The organism is Pseudarthrobacter sp. ATCC 49987, from assembly GCF_009928425.1.
Lineage (GTDB): Bacteria > Actinomycetota > Actinomycetes > Actinomycetales > Micrococcaceae > Arthrobacter.
Map to the genome: position 1 here is coordinate 3285161 of NZ_JAABNS010000001.1, position 16521 is coordinate 3301681.

Genomic DNA, 16521 nt, shown 5'->3' on the forward strand with positions numbered 1-16521 from the left:
ACTTTAAGGACTCCAGATGACCCACCCCCCGGCCGCCCCGAACTACATCGAACAACAGGCTGGATCTCTGCAAAGCGGCGATCATCTGCTTCTGCCCGACGGCAACCGCTCAGCCGAAATCCAGCGTGTGGACGTCGAAACCGACGATTTCGGCACGCCTGCCATGGTCCTGGCGACCCTCACCGGTGGCGGCGGACTCCGGATCGCCGCCGCCTCGACCGTCCTGATCCTGGAGGCTGCCGCCGAGGCCGGGGAACTCCCGGCCGAGGACGCCGGCTCCCCCCTGCAGCTCGTCGAACCGGACGCGGATGAGGGCGGCGGAAGCAGGCAGGACCGGGACGGCGAGGACGACGGCGCCGCTCCCGCCGTCGTCGTCCCTCCCTTTCCGTCCGTTCCGCCCGTGGTGAGCGGCCCCAGCGACGAGGACCTGGGGCTGATCCCGGCCCTCGAGGGCACGCCCGAGTCCGTCGTGGAGGCTGTGGCCGAGGCGCACCCGAGCTCGGTGGGAGTGCTGCTGCTCAGCGAACGCCTCGCCAAGGGGATCAACACGAAGTCCGGGAGTTGCCTCAAGGACCTCAGCGACCTCGCCCAGGAACTCTTCATTGTCCTCAAGGACGCCGAAAACGCCCTTGCCGTTGCCGACCTGCTCAACGTGTTGCCCTTCGACGGAAACCGCGGCCGCTGGACGTCGGTGGAGGCCTCGCTGGCCCTGTCCAGCTACATCTGCCGCCAGCTGGGACAGGAGGAACGCGCCGCGGTCTACGAGAAGTTCCTCCGCGCCCCCGATTCCATGGAGACGGATCAGTTCAAGGCGCGGATCAATGCCAAGGTCCGGCAGCGCTCGCTCAACGAACCGAACCTGTATGACAAGGAAATCTTCCGCGCGATGGACAACTCGAACCCGGATGCGGAACGCGAGTGGCGGCTCCTGCGGCTCGAGGCGCTGCTCTTCCTGCGCGCCCACGGCGGATCGGAAACCATCGGCGCCCCGGAGCTGGACCGCCGGATCGGCAACGAACTCGAGTCCGTCCGGTCCTGAGGCGTTTGGCCCCTACCCCCTTCCGGCCGGGCGTTGTAAATTCAGCCCATGACGAACAATCTGAGCGTTGTGATCAACTCCGACGCGCAGCAGGTTTGGACGATGCTGCGCGAACCCGCCAAGGTTGCCCAGTGGCACGGCTGGGAAGCCGATGACCAGGCGGCCGAGATCAATGAAATCTACTTCAGCCCCAATGTGATCGAAGGCGCCGACCACACCTCGCTCGTGGTCGATGGCGGGGACGTGTTCACCTTGAAACCGGTCCCGTCCGGCACGGAGGTCAGCGTCACGCGGGCCGCGGTGGACCACAATTCCGAATGGGCCGCCTGGGACGAGGACATTACTCAGGGCTGGCTGACCTTTATCCAGCAGCTCCGCTTCGCCCTCGAACGGCATCCGCACGGCAAGCGCCGAACCTTCTTCTTCTCCGTTCCCGGGAACGAGGGGTCCGCCATTGAAAAGCTGGGCCTATCGGACGTTCCCAAGCCCGGCGAGCCGTACTCGCTCACCTTGGCCACGGGCGAGGAAGTCTCCGGAAAGGTCTGGTTCCGCAGCAACCATCAGGTGGGCCTCACAGTCCACCCTTACGCGGAGCACGGAGAGGGCCTGGTGATCGTGGCGGACCAGCCGGCCATCAAGGACATCCGGCCTGAAGGCGGATCCCTGGTCATCGTCTCCACCTACGGCCTCGGGGCGCACCAGCTGGAGTCCATCCGCAAGTACTGGGACGAGTGGCGGGCTGAGAACTACCCCACATCCGATCCACTGCACTAAGGGTTGGACGCTGTTAGCTGGCACACTTGAACGGTGCCAGCCATTCCTGAATCACCTGTGTCATCACTCCTGCCGGCCCGGCAGTCCGAGTTTTCCTTCCGAGTGGGCAAACGCCTGAGCGAAAGCTGTTCACCGTCGGAGGCCCAGGTCAGCGCCAACGGCGGGGAGTTCCTCGGCCGCACCGGCACCATCACCACTCCGCACGGCGAGATCCAGACCCCTGCGTTCATCGCCGTCGGCACCAAGGCCACGGTCAAATCGGTACTGCCGGAATCCGTCGCCGAGCTGGGCGCACAGGCCGTACTGGCCAACGCCTACCACCTGTACCTGCAGCCCGGCGCGGACATCCTGGACGAGGCCGGCGGGCTGGGCGACTTCATGAACTGGCGCGGCCCCACGTTCACCGACTCCGGCGGGTTCCAGGTGATGAGCCTGGGCTCCGGGTTCAAGAAGGTCATCGACATGAAATCGGTCGACCATTCGGGACCCGACGACGCCGTCGCCCCCGGCAAGGAACGCCTGGCCCACGTGGACGAGGAAGGCGTGTGGTTCAAGAGCCACCTCAACGGCGACCGGCACCGCTTCAGCCCGGAGATCTCCATGAACGTCCAGCACCAGATCGGCGCGGACATCATGTTCGCCTTCGACGAGCTCACCACGCTGCAGAACTCCCGCGACTACCAGGAGGAGTCACTGGAGCGCACCCGCCGCTGGGCCGAGCGCTGCATCACCGAGCACTTCCGGCTCACGGACGAGCGTGCCGGGAAACCGTACCAGGCGCTCTTCGGCGTGATCCAGGGTGCCCAGTACGAGGACCTGCGCCGCAAGGCCTGCCGGGATCTCGGCGCCATGAACTTCGACGGCTTCGGCATCGGCGGGGCGCTGGAGAAGGAGAACCTGGGCACGATCGTGAGGTGGTGCAACGAGGAACTGCCGGAGAACAAGCCCCGGCACCTGCTCGGCATCTCCGAACCGGACGACATCTTCACGGCGATCGAGAACGGCGCGGACACCTTCGACTGTGTCTCCCCCACCCGGGTCGCCCGCAACTCGGCGTTCTACCACCCCACCGGCCGGTACAACCTCTCCGGCGCCATGTACAAGCGCGACTTCGGCCCGCTGCAGGACGGCTGCGACTGCTACGCCTGCCTGAACTACTCGCGGGCCTACATCCACCACCTGTTTAAGGCCAAGGAAATGGTCTCGGCCACCCTGATCTCGATCCACAACGAGCGCTTCGTGGTGAAGATGGTCGACGACGCCCGGCTGGCCATCGAGGCCGGCACCTTCTTCGAGTTCAAGGCCGAGACCCTGGGCCGGTACTACTCCTAGGCCCCGTAGCTCGGTTCGCGCTTCTTGATCCAGCCGATCGCGGCCGCGGTGACCGGGACAAAGAGGAATTCCACGAGGGTCTTGTAGAGGAAGCCCACAGCGACATAGTTGACGAACATCGCGGCGTCGGTAATCCCGATCACGGAAGCCGCGATGCTGCAGAAGATCAGGGTGTCCACAAACTCGCCGGCCACGGAGGAACCCATGATGCGCGCCCAGAGTGACTTTTCTCTCGTGCGTGCCTTCATCTTCACCAGGATCCAGGCATTGATGGTCTGCCCGGCAAGGAACGCCAGCAGTGAGGCGAGCACTATCTGCGGCACCGGGCCCAGTGCGCCTTCCAGCGCGGTCTGCTTGGAAACGCCGAACTCGTCGTCAAAACCGGGCAAGGCGATGATGATCCAGTAGCAGAGGGACGCGAAGACCGAGAGCGCGAAGGTGGTGATGATGGCCTTGCGCGCCACCTTGAATCCGTAGACCTCGCTGATGACGTCACCCAGGATGTAGGCCAGGGGGAAGAGGAAGAAGCCGCCGTCGGTGATGACCGGGCCGATCGCCACCCCCTTCGATGCACCGATGTTGGACAGGATCAGCACCACGGCCATGACGGCCAGCAGGATGCCGAAGTAGGGGGAACCGATCGAGGCGAACTTTGGCGGTGCTGCGGCCGGGAGTGTCTTGGCGGAAGGCATGGGTGTTCCATTCATAGTGGTTCGCATGGCTCCCGGATCCTCCGGGGAGGTCGTCTCGGCAGCCGGCTATATTAGCACTGGATGGCTCCTGACGGGCTGACCGCCGGAACCGCCCTCCATTCTCTCACCCCGTACCGGCAGCGGACCGCGGTGCCACCGGGTCCCGCAACATGGCACTCCTGCACTGTGTCCGCTCCGGGCGTGGTGGCAGGATGGGGGCCATGGAGGACGACAGTGCCTGACACCGCGGTTTCCACCCGCGCACTCACCAAGCGGTACGGTGACGTCACCGCGGTGGACTCGCTCGACCTCGACGTCCGCCGGGGCGAGATCTACGGGTTCCTCGGCAGGAACGGGGCGGGTAAAACGACGGCCATCCGCATGCTGCTGGGCCTCGTTCGCCCGAGCGGCGGGGAGGTGACAGTCCTTGGCCGGCGCATCGTGCCCGGCGAGATGAGCGTGTTTTCGCACATCGGCTTCCTCGTCGAAACGGCCACCGCCTACCCCAACCTCACAGTGCGCGAGAATCTCGACATCCAGCGCCGCCTCACTGGTTCGCCGCCGCGAACGGTCGCTGACTCGATCGGGCTGCTGCGCCTCGATCCGTACGCCGACCGGCGCGCCGGGACGCTCTCGCTCGGCAACAAGCAGCGCCTCGCGCTCGCCCGCGCCCTGCTGCACTCCCCCGAACTGCTCGTGCTCGACGAGCCCGCCAACGCGCTGGATCCGGCCGGAATCGTAGAGATCCGCGAACTGCTCCGTTCGCTCGCAGACGAGCGCGGAGTCACCGTGTTCATGTCGAGCCACATCCTCGCCGAAGTTGCCCACCTGGCAGACCGTATCGGCATCGTCCACCACGGCCGCCTCGTCGAGGAGGCATCGCGCGACGAACTCGCCGCGGAGGCACGCGCCTTCGCGGCCGACGCCTACACGCAGGAAGAGCGTGAGCAGGCGCGGCTGACGCTGGATCTGGAGCGCTACTTCCTCGCGCGCACGGACGATGAATCCAACGACGGCGGCGCCTGATGTTAGGCCAGGTTCTCGCCACCGAGTTCATGAAGCTCCGCCGCGCCAAAGTCACGTGGGGCACGCTGGCGGTGCTGGCGATGATGCCGCCCGGCATCGCTTTGTTTATGTGGATCGTGCGGGAACCGGAGCGGGCGGCCCAGTTGGGGCTTCTGGGCACCAAAGCCAGCGTGGTAGGGCTCGAGGCGACGTGGCCCGAATACTTCTACATGCTGACGCTGGTCTTCGGCGTCGGCGGGATGCTGCTGCTGGCGTTCATCGTCGCCTACCTGTTTGGCCGGGAGTACCGTGATGCCACCGCGAAGAACCTGCTCGCGCTGCCCGTGGCGCGTCACTGGTTCGCTGTCGCCAAGCTGGGGGTGGCAGCAGTGTGGTGGATGGCGCTGATCGTCGTCGTCCTCGCTGAGGCTATGGTGATCGGACTGGCGATGGGGCTGCCGGGGTTCTCGGCGGAGCTGGCCGCGAGGGGAGTCGCGAACGTGCTGCTCGCTTCTGCGATCTCGTTCCTGCTCGCGCCCGTGGTCGCCTGGATCGCCGTGTGGAGCCGCGGGGAAGTGGCCCCCATCGCCTTCGCGCTTGTGATGCTGGCACTGGGAAATCTGTTCGGCAGGACCGGCTGGGCGGAGTGGTTCCCCTACTCGATCGTCCCGCTGCTGGTCGGCGTGGTGGCAGACCCGGTCGGCTCGCTTCCGGCGGGCAGCTACGTGGTGCTCGCGGGGACGTTCATGACCGGTGTGGCCGCCACGATCCTGCAACTGCGGTTCGCTGACAATGCCCAGTAGCCAGGGCCGATCGGTCGCCGCTGGGCGTTCCACTCCGCTGGCCCGCGGCTGACGGCCGCGAAGTTAATAACGACGACGGCGGGCCGCCGGCTTCCGGAACGCACGTTCCGTAGCCGGCGGCCCGCCGTCGTTCTTCCCTTCCGCGGTCTTCACCGCGGGGTGGCCTTAGCGGCGCTCAGCGTCGACCAGGTCCTTGTCGTCGTCCTTCCGACCGTCGCCAGGCAGAGCCGGGGAAGCAGCAGGCTCCCAGGCGTGGCCCTGCTCTTGGTCCAGGTGGGTGGACTTCTTGTTCTTCAGGGCGAAGATGTAGACCACCAGCGAGATGGCGATCGCCACGGTGACGTAGGTGAAGAACAGGTCCACGCGCTCGGCCTTCTGGAATGCGGCGCCGATCAGCGGGACCGTTCCGCCAAAGAGCGAGTTGGCGATCGCGTAGCCCAGGCCCACCCCGAGGGCGCGGATGGACGCCGGGAAAAGCTCGGCCTTCACCAGGGCGTTGATGGACGTGTAGCCGCCGACGATCAGCAGGCCGCCCATCATCAGCAGGAACGCGGTGAAGGGGTCCTTGGTGCCGGCCAGGGTGGAGAGCAAGGGCCAGGTGAACAGGACACCGGTGATGCCGAACCACAGCAGAAGCGGCTTGCGCCCGACCTTGTCCGAGATGATGCCGTAGACGGGCTGGAGCAGCATGAAGATGAACAGCGCCCAGAAGTTGATCACCGAGGTGTCGGTCTTGGCGATGCCGGAGGTATCGTTCATGAACTTCAGAAGGAAGTTGGTGTACGTGTAAAACGCAACGGTGCCGCCGAGGGTGACGCCGATGCAGATGAGCAGCGGCTTCCAGTACTGGGTGAACAGCAGCTTCATGGTGCCCGGCTGGGCAACGCCTGCCACGGCGGGAGCCTTTGCGGCCTCGACCTGTTCGGCCGAGACGGTCTCCTCCATTGAGCGCCGCAGCCACAGGACTACGAGCGCGGCGGCGCCGCCGATTGCGAACGGGATGCGCCAGCCCCACTCGGTCAGCTCCCCCTTGGGCATGGCGTTCTGCAGGATAACGAGGACCAGCAAGGCCAGCATCTGGCCGCCGATCAGCGTGACGTACTGGAAGCTCGAGAAGAAGCCCCGGCGCTTGGAGGTGGCGGCCTCGGACATGTAGGTGGCGCTGGTGCCGTATTCGCCGCCCACGGAGAAGCCCTGGATCAACCGCACCAGAACCAGCAGGATCAGGGCCCAGACGCCGATCTGCTGCTGCGTGGGCAGGATGGCGATCGCGAAGGAACCCGCGGACATCATTGTCACGCTGAGCGTCAGCGCCGCCTTGCGGCCCTTGCGGTCGGCGTAGCGGCCGAAGAACCAAGCGCCGACCGGCCGCATGAGGAACGAGGTCGAGAAGACGGCCATCGCCTCGAGACCGGCCTGAAGATCGTCAGTGGCGTTGAAGAAGTGCGACTGGAAATATGCCGCAAACGCGGTGTAGACGTAGACGTCGTACCACTCCACAAGGTTGCCGGCAGATCCTTTGAGGATGTTGCTTACGGCTTTTCTCGTCTGTGCCGATTCGGACAGCTGGGTGCTCATCAATGAACCTTCCTGGATCCGGCGCCGCAAGAAAGCAACACCGTCCGCCACCGTAGTCCTGGTGATGCGGAACACCCGGGTTTTGTTCATATTGGTCATACGCACAATGCGGGCAGATTCCGGTGGGTGGCAGGATGGGACCATGACTTCCACCGCCTTTGACTCCGCCGCCCGGGCGGCTTCCGACGCCGCCATTCCCGCCGTCGCCCTGACCATCGCCGGCTCCGAAGCAACCGGCGGCGCCGGTGCGCAGGCTGACCTGAAGACCTTCCAAGAACTGGGCGTCTTCGGCATCGCGAACCTGACCTGCATCGTTTCCTTCGATCCGAAGGACAACTGGAACCACCGCTTCGTCCCGGTCGAACAGCAGGCCATCGCCGACCAGCTCGAGGCGACGACGGCGGCGTACGGCGCCGCGTCCGGCGCACCCTCCGTGCTGGACACCGTCAAGATCGGGATGCTGGGCAGCCCGGCGACGATTTCAACCGTCGCCACGGCGCTGGCCGCTGCCGCCTTCACCAACGTGGTGCTGGATCCCGTGCTGATCTGCAAGGGCCAGGAACCAGGACACGCGCTGGACACCGACCAGGCGCTCAAGGCGCAGATCCTGCCGTTGGCCACGTTCGTCACGCCGAACCACTTCGAGGCCGAATCACTCTCGGGTCTTAGGATCACCGACCTCGAATCGCTCAAGGCCGCCGCCGTCCGCATCCACGAACTCAGCGGCGCCGCGGTGCTCGCCAAGGGCGGAGTGCGCCTGGCCGGGCCCGACGCCGTCGACGTCTACTACGACGGCGGGACGCTGGAGGTCCTGTCCGCCCCGAAGGTGGGCGAAGTGGCTGTCTCCGGCGCCGGCTGCTCGCTGGCCGCCGCCGTGACAGCGGAACTGGCCAAGGGCGCGACGCCGCTGGCGGCCGCCCGCACCGCCAAGACGTTTGTGACCGCCGGTATCCGCAACCGGGTGGCCTCGGGCGCGCCGTTCGATGCGCTCTGGCAGGGCGGCCCGCGCTAACCATTCGCCCAGTTCGCCGGAAACCTGCGGGTTCGCGGGAAGTTCGGCGAACCCGGGAGTGTCCGGCGAACCCGAGGTTCCGTCAGCGCCGCGGGATGTTGCGGAGGTTGCTGCGCGCCATGCTCACGGCCTCGCCCGCGCCCCGGTTAAGCACCACTTTGGACATCGCCGTGGCGAACCCGAGGATCTGCGCGCCCTTGATCTTCGGAGGGAGGGAGAGCGCCTTGGGATCGGTGATCAGTTCCACCAGGGAGGGCCCCGGATGGGCAAACGCCTCCCGGTAGGCGGCCTCGATGCGGGACGGGTCCGTGACGCGGACCGCGTGGAATCCCAGGGCCCGGGCCACCGCGGCATAGTTGGCATCGGGGACGTCCACGCCGAAGTCCGGGAGCCCGTCCACCAGCATCTCCAGCTTGACCATGCCCAGGGTGGAGTTGTTGAACACCACCACGTTGACCGGGAGCCGGTGCGCCGCCACGGTGATCAACTCCCCCAGCAACATGGACAGCCCGCCGTCGCCCGACACCGACACCACCTGGCGCCCGGGGAAGGCCAGTTGGGCGCCGATCGCATGCGGCAGCGCGTTCGCCATGGAGCCGTGCAGATACGAGCCGATCAGCCGGCGGGTCCCGAGCGGGTTGATGTACCGGGCGGTCCAGACGTTGCACATGCCGGTATCAGCGGTGAAGATCGCGTCCTTCGCCGCAACCTGGTCCAGGACCGAGGCCGCATATTCGGGGTGGATCGGCTCTTTGGTTTCCACCTTGCGCGTGTAGGCGCCGACGGCTTTGTTCATCAGCCGGTCATGCTTTTTGAGCATCGCATCGAGGAAGCGGCGGCTCTTCTTCGGCTTCAGCAGCGGCATCAGCGCCGCCAGGGTGGGCAGCACGTCGCCGTGGACCGCGACGTCGACGTCGGTCCGCCGGCCCAGTTTCTGTGCGGCCCGGTCCACCTGCGCCGTGCGGGTTCCGGGGAGAAACTGGTCGTAGGGGAAGTCGGTGCCGAGCAGGATCAGCAGGTCCGCGTCCTCGATCCCTTCGGCGGCAGCGCCGTAGCCCAGCAGCCCCGTCATGCCGATGTCGTACGGGTTGTCGTACTGCATGAAGTCCTTGCCGCGCAGCGAATGCCCGATCGGTGCGTTGACGGCTTCCGCGAGGGCAATGACCTCGTCGTGGGCGCCTTGGACGCCGGCACCCGCAAAGATCGCCACTTTGTCCGCGGCGTTGATCGCCTCAGCCAGATCCCGGACACTCTCCGCTGCCGGCACCAGGCTGGCCGGCACAAACGTTGCCGGCAAGGGAGCCTCCGCGGTTGCGTCCAGCCCGGCGATGTCACCGGGAAGGGTGACGACGGCGACGCCCCGGAGGGCGACGGCGTGCTGGATGGCGCTGTGCATGACCCGGGGGGCCTGTTCGGCGGTGCTGACCAGCTCGGAATAGACCGAGCACTCGTTGAACAACCGGTCCGGGTGTGTCTCCTGGAAGAAGCTGCTGCCAATCTGTTTGCTGGGGATGTGCGAGGCGATGGCCAGCACCGGGGCTCCGGAGCGGTTGGCGTCATACAGCCCGTTGATCAGGTGCAGGTTTCCCGGCCCGCAGGAGCCGGCGCAGACCGCCAGACGGCCGGTCAGCTGGGCCTCTGCGGCCGCCGCGAACGCGGCGGCCTCTTCATGCCGGACGTGGATCCAATCGATGCCGCCCTTTGCGGCGCCGCCCGATTTCCGGACGGCGTCGACTATTGGGTTAAGGCTGTCGCCGACAATCCCGTAGATGCGCTGCACGCCGGCAGCCTGGAGTTGTTCAACGAGCTGGGTGGCGAGTTCCTTGGCCATGAGTGCACACTCCCGGGATCAGGTTGATGAGCTGACAGGGCCAATATAGTCCGCACACCTTGGAACGCTTCCCAGTCCCGCTGCTAACGCGTCCGCCGGATGTCCGCAGCACGGATCAGCCGATGGCGGCTGTCAGCGCCGAGTCCCGGCTCAGGCTTGTGTAACCGGTCTTGCTACCGGTCACCCGGACTTTGAGGGCGCTTCCCTTGTCGGCCGCGACCAGCGTGTAGGTCTGGGCCGTTGCGCCGGTGATTGCTGTGGTGCCGCGGTACCACTGGTATTTGAGGGTTACCGGCGAGGGGCCCCAAGCGCCGGGGGTCGCTGTCAGAATGCTCCCCACGGTCTTGGTTCCGGTGATCGTGGGTGTCGGCCCGGTCAGGGTGCCAACTACAACGGTTACCGTCGCCGCGGAGGTCTTGGCCGCCGTCGTGAACCCGGCCTTGGACCCGGTCACCCGGACCGTGATCGTCTTGGCCAGATCCGCCGCCGCAAGGTCATACGTAGCCGCAGTAGCCCCCGTGATCGCCACGCCGCTGCGGAACCACTGGTACGCCAGCGTCACCGGAGCCGGACCCCAGACCCCCGGATTGGCCGTCAGCTTCTGACCGACCTTCGCCGTGCCCGTGGTGGTCGGCACGGGCGCAGTCAGCGTGCCGGCAACTACTGTCACGGAGGCCTGCCCGTAGTAGGGCTCGAGTGTCCCGTTATGGACGCTGACAGTGATTGTTGTACCACTCGGCCGCATACGTATTAGAGCACTCGCCGCTCCCGCAAGTGATCCAGAGTTTGTAGCTGCCCGCAGCCGGAACGGTGAAGCTATAGGTACCGTCGGCCGCAGACCATGCGCCTGCCACGTAGGCGGCCGACGAGTCATTCGAATACGCCCCGACCCATACGCTTCCAAGAGCCGACGGCGCCGCAGCAGCCGTGAGTTTTCCCGATACCGCGCCCTTGAAGGTGTAGGTCGCCGCGTTGGCAGGTACCGCCCCGGCGATCAGGCCCGCGGCGACGAGTACGACGGCGGCCAGGTACGCAACTGCCGTGCTCAACGCCCCCGGCCGGATAGGCGGTTTAATTTGTGGCAAGTAAGTGGCAGCGTTCAACAACGGCATGTGATAGGTCTTTTTCCCCCAGAAACGGACCGACCGGTCCACGGTCATCGTATGCGGGAAGTGAAGTCGCCGCGATGGGTAGTTGTCCCCGGCGTGCCCGGGCCGGCTGGCCGGCGCAGCACACCCCAAGCACTAAGGCGCCGAGTTCGCCGGAAACTCTCCACTTCGCGGGATTTCCGGCGAAGTGGAGGGTCTCCGGCGACTTGGGTCCTGGGCGGCAGGAACACGCCCGGATCAGCTGCCCGAGTGCGCCTGCAGGAAGCTGTAGACCTCGGTCTCGTCCACGCCGGGGAACGCGCCCGGCGGCATCGCGGCGAGCAGGTGCGAATGCGCCCGCGCGGACGGCCAGGCGTTGCCGGCCCACTCCGAGGTCAGGGCCGCCGGAGGGCGCCGGCAGCAGCTTTCATCCGGGCAGGTCGACTTGGACCGCTCGGTGGTGTCGCGGCCCCGGAACCACTTCACCTGGGCGTAAGGGACACCCACGGAAAGCGAGAACTCACCGTTGGCGGAGCGTTCCGTCCGCGCCGTGCACCAAAAGGTCCCCGCCGGGGTATCGGTGTACTGGTTGTAAGCGCTGAACTTGTCCGGCACGTCGAACACCACACGGGAGGTCCAGTTCTTGCAGGACGGCTGGCCCTCGATGGCGCCGGTGTGGTCCTGCGGGAACGTCACGCCGTCGTTCTCATAGGCCTTGTAGATGATGCCGCTTTTGTGGGTCTTCTGGAAGTGTGTCCGCAGGTCCAGGTGCTGGGTGGCGAGGTTGGTGAAGCGGTGCGCGGCGGTCTCATACGACACGGCGAAGGCGTCCCGGATGTCCTCCACTGCGATTTCCCTGGCCTGCTTGGCCTTCTGCAGGAACTCCACGGTGGCCTGCTCCGGCAGCAGGAGCGCGGCGGCGAAGTAGTTCGTGGCCACCCGCTGCATCAGGAAGTCACCGTAGTTCGTCGGGGTCTGGTGGCCCAGCACGTAGTGGCCCAGCGCCTGCAGCAGCACCGAACGCGGGTCGTGATCGCTGCGCGCATTCTGCGTGAGGTAAATCCGGCGGTTCTTAAGATCGGTCACCGAACGGGTGGAATGCGGCAGGTCGCCCACATGGTGCAGGCTGAACCCGAGATGCCCGGCGATGTCAGCGATGACGTGATGGGACAGCGGGCCGCTGGTGTGCCCCACGGAGGCGAGGACCTTCTGCGCCTCCGCCTCGTACTCCGGGAAGTAGTTGTTCCGTTCGCGCATCATGGCGCGCAGTTCACCGTTCGCGCGGCGGGCCTCTTCCGGCGTCGCAACCTGCTCGTTGAGCCGGCGTTCCAGCTCGTGCTGCAGACCCACCATGGACTCCAGCACGTCCATCGGGAGCCGCGAACTGATGCGGATCTTGGGCAGCTTGAGGGACTCGTAGATCGGGCTCCGCTGGTAGCGCTCCAACTCAATCTCCAGGGCGGCGCGGCGGTTGGGCGGCTCCGCGCCGAGCAGTTCGTCGATGCTGACGCCGAGGGCCGCGGCGAGCTGCTGGAGCAGGCCGAGTTTAGGCTCGCGCTTGCCGTTCTCGATCAGGCTCAGCTGGCTGGGGGCAGTTCCCACCGTGGCGCTCAGGTCATCGAGCGTGAGACCGGCGGCCTTGCGGAGGTGACGGACGCGGCGGCCCATGCTGATGACGTCCACCTCCGGGACGGCAGGCGAGGCGGCGGATGCGGGGCGGTTCCAACTGGCGGGGTGCATTTCTTGAGAATACGCGAAGAAGTGCATTTCTTTCCACCTTCTTGGTCTAGAAAGCCCCTTGAAACTACAGAAAAGTAGGTCTTACGGAAAAGTTACACCGCACCGGATCATCCTGTCGCACTGCGAGGAAGCAGTAACACCGGCCCGGGCCCCACTAAGGAGACAAAGATGACTGCAGCATTTGAGCCCACCCAGACGCCCGAAGAGCAGGCCGCCGCGCTGGAGCTCGAGTGGGCCGCCAACCCGCGCTGGGAAGGTGTCACCCGGGACTACAAGGCCTCCGACGTCGTCCGCCTCCGCGGCCGCGTCTCCGAAGAACACACCCTGGCCCGCCGCGGTTCCGAGAAGCTGTGGAAGCAGCTCACCACGGAACACCAGGAAGGCAAGTACACCAACGCCCTGGGTGCCCTGACCGGCAACCAGGCCGTGCAGCAGGTCAAGGCCGGACTCCGCGCCATCTACCTTTCCGGCTGGCAGGTTGCCGCCGATGCCAACAACTCCGGCCACACCTACCCGGACCAGTCCCTGTACCCGGCCAACTCGGTGCCCACCGTGGTCCGCCGCATCAACAACGCCCTGCTCCGCGCCGACCAGATCGAGTTCTCCGAGGGCATCCAGACCGTCGAGGACTGGATGGTCCCGATCGTCGCCGACGCCGAGGCCGGCTTCGGCGGCCCGCTCAACGCCTACGAGCTGATGAAGTCCATGATCCAGGCCGGCGCCTCGGGCGTGCACTGGGAAGACCAGCTCGCCTCGGAAAAGAAGTGCGGCCACCTCGGCGGCAAGGTCCTGATCCCCAGCCAGCAGCACGTCCGCACCCTGAACGCGGCCCGCCTGGCAGCCGACGTTGCGGGCACCCCGTCCGTCATCATTGCCCGCACCGACGCCGAGGCCGCCACCCTGATCACCTCCGACGTCGACGACCGCGACAAGGAATTTGTCACCGGCGAGCGCACCGCAGAGGGCTTCTACAAGGTCCGCAACGGCATCGAACCCTGCATCGCCCGCGCCAAGGCCTACGCCCCGTACTCCGACCTCATCTGGATGGAAACGGGCACCCCGGACCTGGAGCTGGCCCGCAAGTTCGCCGAAGCCGTCAAGGCCGACTTCCCGGACCAGATGCTCTCCTACAACTGCTCGCCGTCGTTCAACTGGAAGAAGCACCTCGACGACGCCACGATCGCCAAGTTCCAGCGCGAACTCGGCGCGATGGGCTTCACCTTCCAGTTCATCACCCTGGCCGGCTTCCACGCCCTGAACTACTCGATGTTCGACCTCGCCCATGGTTACGCCCGTGAAGGCATGAGCGCCTACGTCGAACTGCAGGAGAAGGAATTCGCCTCCGAATCCCGCGGCTACACCGCGACCAAGCACCAGCGCGAAGTCGGCACCGGCTACTTCGACGACATCGCAACCGCGCTCAACCCGAACGCATCCACCCTGGCCCTGGTGGGATCCACCGAAGAAGGCCAGTTCCACTAACACTTCCGACGGCGGCAACTCCGCCAGCGGACCGAACACTCCTCCGCGTGCTATTCCCCATTGCCGCCTTCGCCACTACCCACTTTGGCGGGGCGGCAATGGGGCCCCTTTACGCACGCTTCCGGAGCATCCGGCCCGCCGTCTCCAGCGCACGTCACCACCGCCGTCGAACATTTGCTTCTCCGAGGAGAGATTGAGATGAACAGCTTCACTGACAACTTCACCATCAACGGGGTTACGTTGACCGCACAGCCGATTTGCCGGCAGAGCGAGGTCCTGACGCCGGACGCGCTGGCCTTTGTTGCCAAGCTGCACAAGGCGACTGCGGGTCGGCGGCTGGAGCTGTTGCAGGCCCGCCGCGACCGCCGCCAGCAGATCGGCAAGGGCCAGGACCCGCGGTTCCTCCGCGAGACCGAATCCGTCCGCAATGACCCGAACTGGCGCGTTGCTCCCCCGGCCCCGGGCCTGGAGGACCGCCGCGTCGAGATCACCGGCCCGGTGGACAAGAAGATGACCATCAACGCGCTGAACTCCGGTGCCAAGGTGTGGCTCGCGGACATGGAGGACTCCTCCACCCCGTCGTGGCGCAACGTCATCCAGGGCCAGCTCAACCTCACCGACGCGCTGGAGCGCCGGATCGACTTCACCTCCCCCGAAGGCAAGGAGTACAAGCTCCGCGCCGCCGAGGACCTGCCCACGATTGTGGTCCGGCCCCGCGGCTGGCACCTGCCGGAAAAGCACATGCTCATTGACGGCACCCCGATCGCCGGCGGCATCGTGGACTTCGGCCTGTACTTCTTCCACAACGCCCGCCGCCTGATCGCCCAGGGCAAGGGCCCGTACTTCTACCTGCCGAAGATCGAGAACCACCTCGAGGCCCGGCTGTGGAACGACATCTTCGTCCTCGCCCAGGACCTGCTCGGCATCCCGCAGGGCACCATCCGCGCCACCGTGCTGATCGAAACCATCACGGCCGCGTTCGAAATGGAGGAGATCCTTTTCGAGCTCAAGGACCACGCCGCAGGCCTGAACGCCGGCCGCTGGGACTACATCTTCTCGCTGATCAAGAACTTCCGCACCCGCGGCCCCCGCTTCGTCCTGCCGGACCGCAGCCAGGTGACCATGACCCAGCCGTTCATGCGCGCCTACACCGAACAGCTGGTCCGGGCCTGCCACAAGCGCGGCGCCATGGCCATCGGCGGCATGGCCGCGGCTGTCCCCAACCGCAAGGACGCCGAAGCCAACGCGATCGCCGTCGAAAAGGTCGGCGCCGACAAGACCCGTGAGGCGGGCGACGGCTTCGACGGCTCCTGGGTGGCCCACCCGGACCTCGTTCCGGTGTGCCGCGAAGTGTTCGACGGCGTCCTCGGCGACCGCCCGAACCAGCTGGACCGTCTCCGCGAGGACGTCACCCCGGATGACCGCGCTTTGCTCGACATCGCCTCCACCACCGGCACCATCACCGAGCAGGGCATCCGGAACAACATCGAGGTCGGCATCCGCTACATCGAGTCCTGGCTTCGCGGCAACGGCGCCGTCGCCATCCACAACCTGATGGAGGACGCCGCCACCGCGGAAATCTCCCGCTCGCAGCTCTGGCAGTGGATTTTCTCCCGCGCCATCACGGACACGGGCGACGTCATCACCCGCGAATGGGTCGAGGACATGCTGGACGAGGAGTTCGCCAAGCTCGAACGCTTCGAAGGCGACCGCTTCGCCGATGCACGGGACATCTTCGAGGAAGTCACGCTGACCCCGTCGTTCCCGGCCTTCCTGACGCTTCCGGCGTACGACCGGTTCCTGCATGAAGCGCGCGACGGCGGCGACCTCCCCACGGAGGATCCAGCGCTCGTCCCCGCCTAGGGCCTGCTCAAGGCCTCAGTAAGGTACAGATTTCCGTCTGCTGGGCTGCCATGCCCTTCGCAACAGGCACCCCCGAGATCCGGGGCGGCAGCCCAGCGACGGAAGACCCCCTCAGGGGCTCGACAATGGCGTCGAGGTGACAGTTAAGGCCCATGTTCCCCGTGAACATGGGCCTTAATTCTGACCTCGGCGGGCCGCGGGCCAGGCCGCGACCCGCTGGTGAAGTGGTCCTTCTTGGTGGCAATACCTGCCATTTGGCGCGGACTACTTGACTTCACTGTG

14 protein-coding genes are annotated in these 16521 nt (G+C 66.2%); 8 read left to right on the plus strand and 6 right to left on the minus strand.

Translation table 11 applies throughout. The features are described 5' to 3' along the window. Positions 1-16 precede the first annotated feature (16 nt). From GXK59_RS15160 to tgt, 3 genes are read left to right on the plus strand one after another with little or no spacing between them, the layout of a single operon-like run. On the plus strand, positions 17-1039 hold the full coding sequence (locus GXK59_RS15160) for a DUF6707 family protein (protein WP_160668011.1): 1023 nt from the start codon (positions 17-19) through the stop codon (positions 1037-1039). Between the two features lie 48 nt (positions 1040-1087). Next, on the plus strand, positions 1088-1813 hold the full coding sequence (locus GXK59_RS15165; RefSeq protein ID WP_160668013.1) for an SRPBCC domain-containing protein: 726 nt from the start codon (positions 1088-1090) through the stop codon (positions 1811-1813). Between the two features lie 57 nt (positions 1814-1870). After that, a complete protein-coding gene (gene tgt / locus GXK59_RS15170; protein WP_443094291.1) occupies positions 1871-3145 on the plus strand; it encodes a tRNA guanosine(34) transglycosylase Tgt in 1275 nt (424 codons plus the stop codon). Here tgt and GXK59_RS15175 read toward each other — a convergent pair. Beyond that, positions 3142-3837, minus strand: coding sequence for a queuosine precursor transporter (locus tag GXK59_RS15175; RefSeq protein ID WP_160668016.1), 696 nt, complete (start codon positions 3835-3837; stop codon positions 3142-3144). The two genes, tgt and GXK59_RS15175, sit on opposite strands and share 4 nt — an antisense overlap. An 81-nt stretch (positions 3838-3918) precedes the next feature. On the opposite strand from GXK59_RS15175, the gene GXK59_RS15180 reads away from it, so the two are divergent. Both GXK59_RS15180 and GXK59_RS15185 read left to right on the plus strand, forming a co-directional pair. After that, positions 3919-4863: an ABC transporter ATP-binding protein gene (locus GXK59_RS15180; protein ID WP_160668018.1), complete on the plus strand. Its 945-nt coding sequence runs from the start codon at positions 3919-3921 to the stop codon at positions 4861-4863. After that, on the plus strand, positions 4863-5645 hold the full coding sequence (locus GXK59_RS15185) for an ABC transporter permease (RefSeq protein WP_160668019.1): 783 nt from the start codon (positions 4863-4865) through the stop codon (positions 5643-5645). Before GXK59_RS15180 ends, GXK59_RS15185 begins: the two co-directional genes overlap by 1 nt. A 165-nt stretch (positions 5646-5810) precedes the next feature. Here GXK59_RS15185 and GXK59_RS15190 read toward each other — a convergent pair whose 3' ends face one another. Next, positions 5811-7223 carry an MFS transporter gene (locus tag GXK59_RS15190; RefSeq protein WP_160668021.1) on the minus strand — a complete coding sequence of 471 codons (1413 nt, stop codon included), beginning with the start codon at positions 7221-7223 and terminating at the stop codon, positions 5811-5813. Between the two features lie 142 nt (positions 7224-7365). On the opposite strand from GXK59_RS15190, the gene GXK59_RS15195 reads away from it, so the two are divergent. Next, entirely contained in the window at positions 7366-8235 is an 870-nt protein-coding gene (locus tag GXK59_RS15195) for a hydroxymethylpyrimidine/phosphomethylpyrimidine kinase (protein WP_160668023.1), read from the plus strand. 82 nt (positions 8236-8317) lie between these two features. Here GXK59_RS15195 and GXK59_RS15200 read toward each other — a convergent pair whose 3' ends face one another. The 4 genes from GXK59_RS15200 to GXK59_RS15215 form a co-directional block, all read right to left on the minus strand. Next, positions 8318-10066, minus strand: coding sequence for a pyruvate dehydrogenase (locus tag GXK59_RS15200; protein ID WP_160668024.1), 1749 nt, complete (start codon positions 10064-10066; stop codon positions 8318-8320). Between the two features lie 115 nt (positions 10067-10181). After that, positions 10182-10703, minus strand: a complete 522-nt coding sequence (locus GXK59_RS15205) for a hypothetical protein (RefSeq protein WP_237393912.1) — start codon at positions 10701-10703, stop codon at positions 10182-10184. Positions 10704-10770: 67 nt separating this feature from the next. Then, positions 10771-11220 carry a hypothetical protein gene (locus GXK59_RS15210; protein WP_160668027.1) on the minus strand — a complete coding sequence of 150 codons (450 nt, stop codon included), beginning with the start codon at positions 11218-11220 and terminating at the stop codon, positions 10771-10773. 192 nt (positions 11221-11412) lie between these two features. Next, positions 11413-12921, minus strand: a complete 1509-nt coding sequence (locus GXK59_RS15215; RefSeq protein ID WP_160668029.1) for a helix-turn-helix transcriptional regulator — start codon at positions 12919-12921, stop codon at positions 11413-11415. Positions 12922-13062: 141 nt separating this feature from the next. Between GXK59_RS15215 and aceA the strand changes: the two genes are divergently transcribed. Both aceA and aceB read left to right on the plus strand, forming a co-directional pair. Continuing rightward, positions 13063-14376: an isocitrate lyase gene (aceA, locus tag GXK59_RS15220; protein ID WP_160668031.1), complete on the plus strand. Its 1314-nt coding sequence runs from the start codon at positions 13063-13065 to the stop codon at positions 14374-14376. A gap of 198 nt (positions 14377-14574) precedes the next feature. After that, entirely contained in the window at positions 14575-16239 is a 1665-nt protein-coding gene (gene aceB / locus GXK59_RS15225) for a malate synthase A (RefSeq protein WP_160668033.1), read from the plus strand. Positions 16240-16521 lie beyond the last annotated feature (282 nt).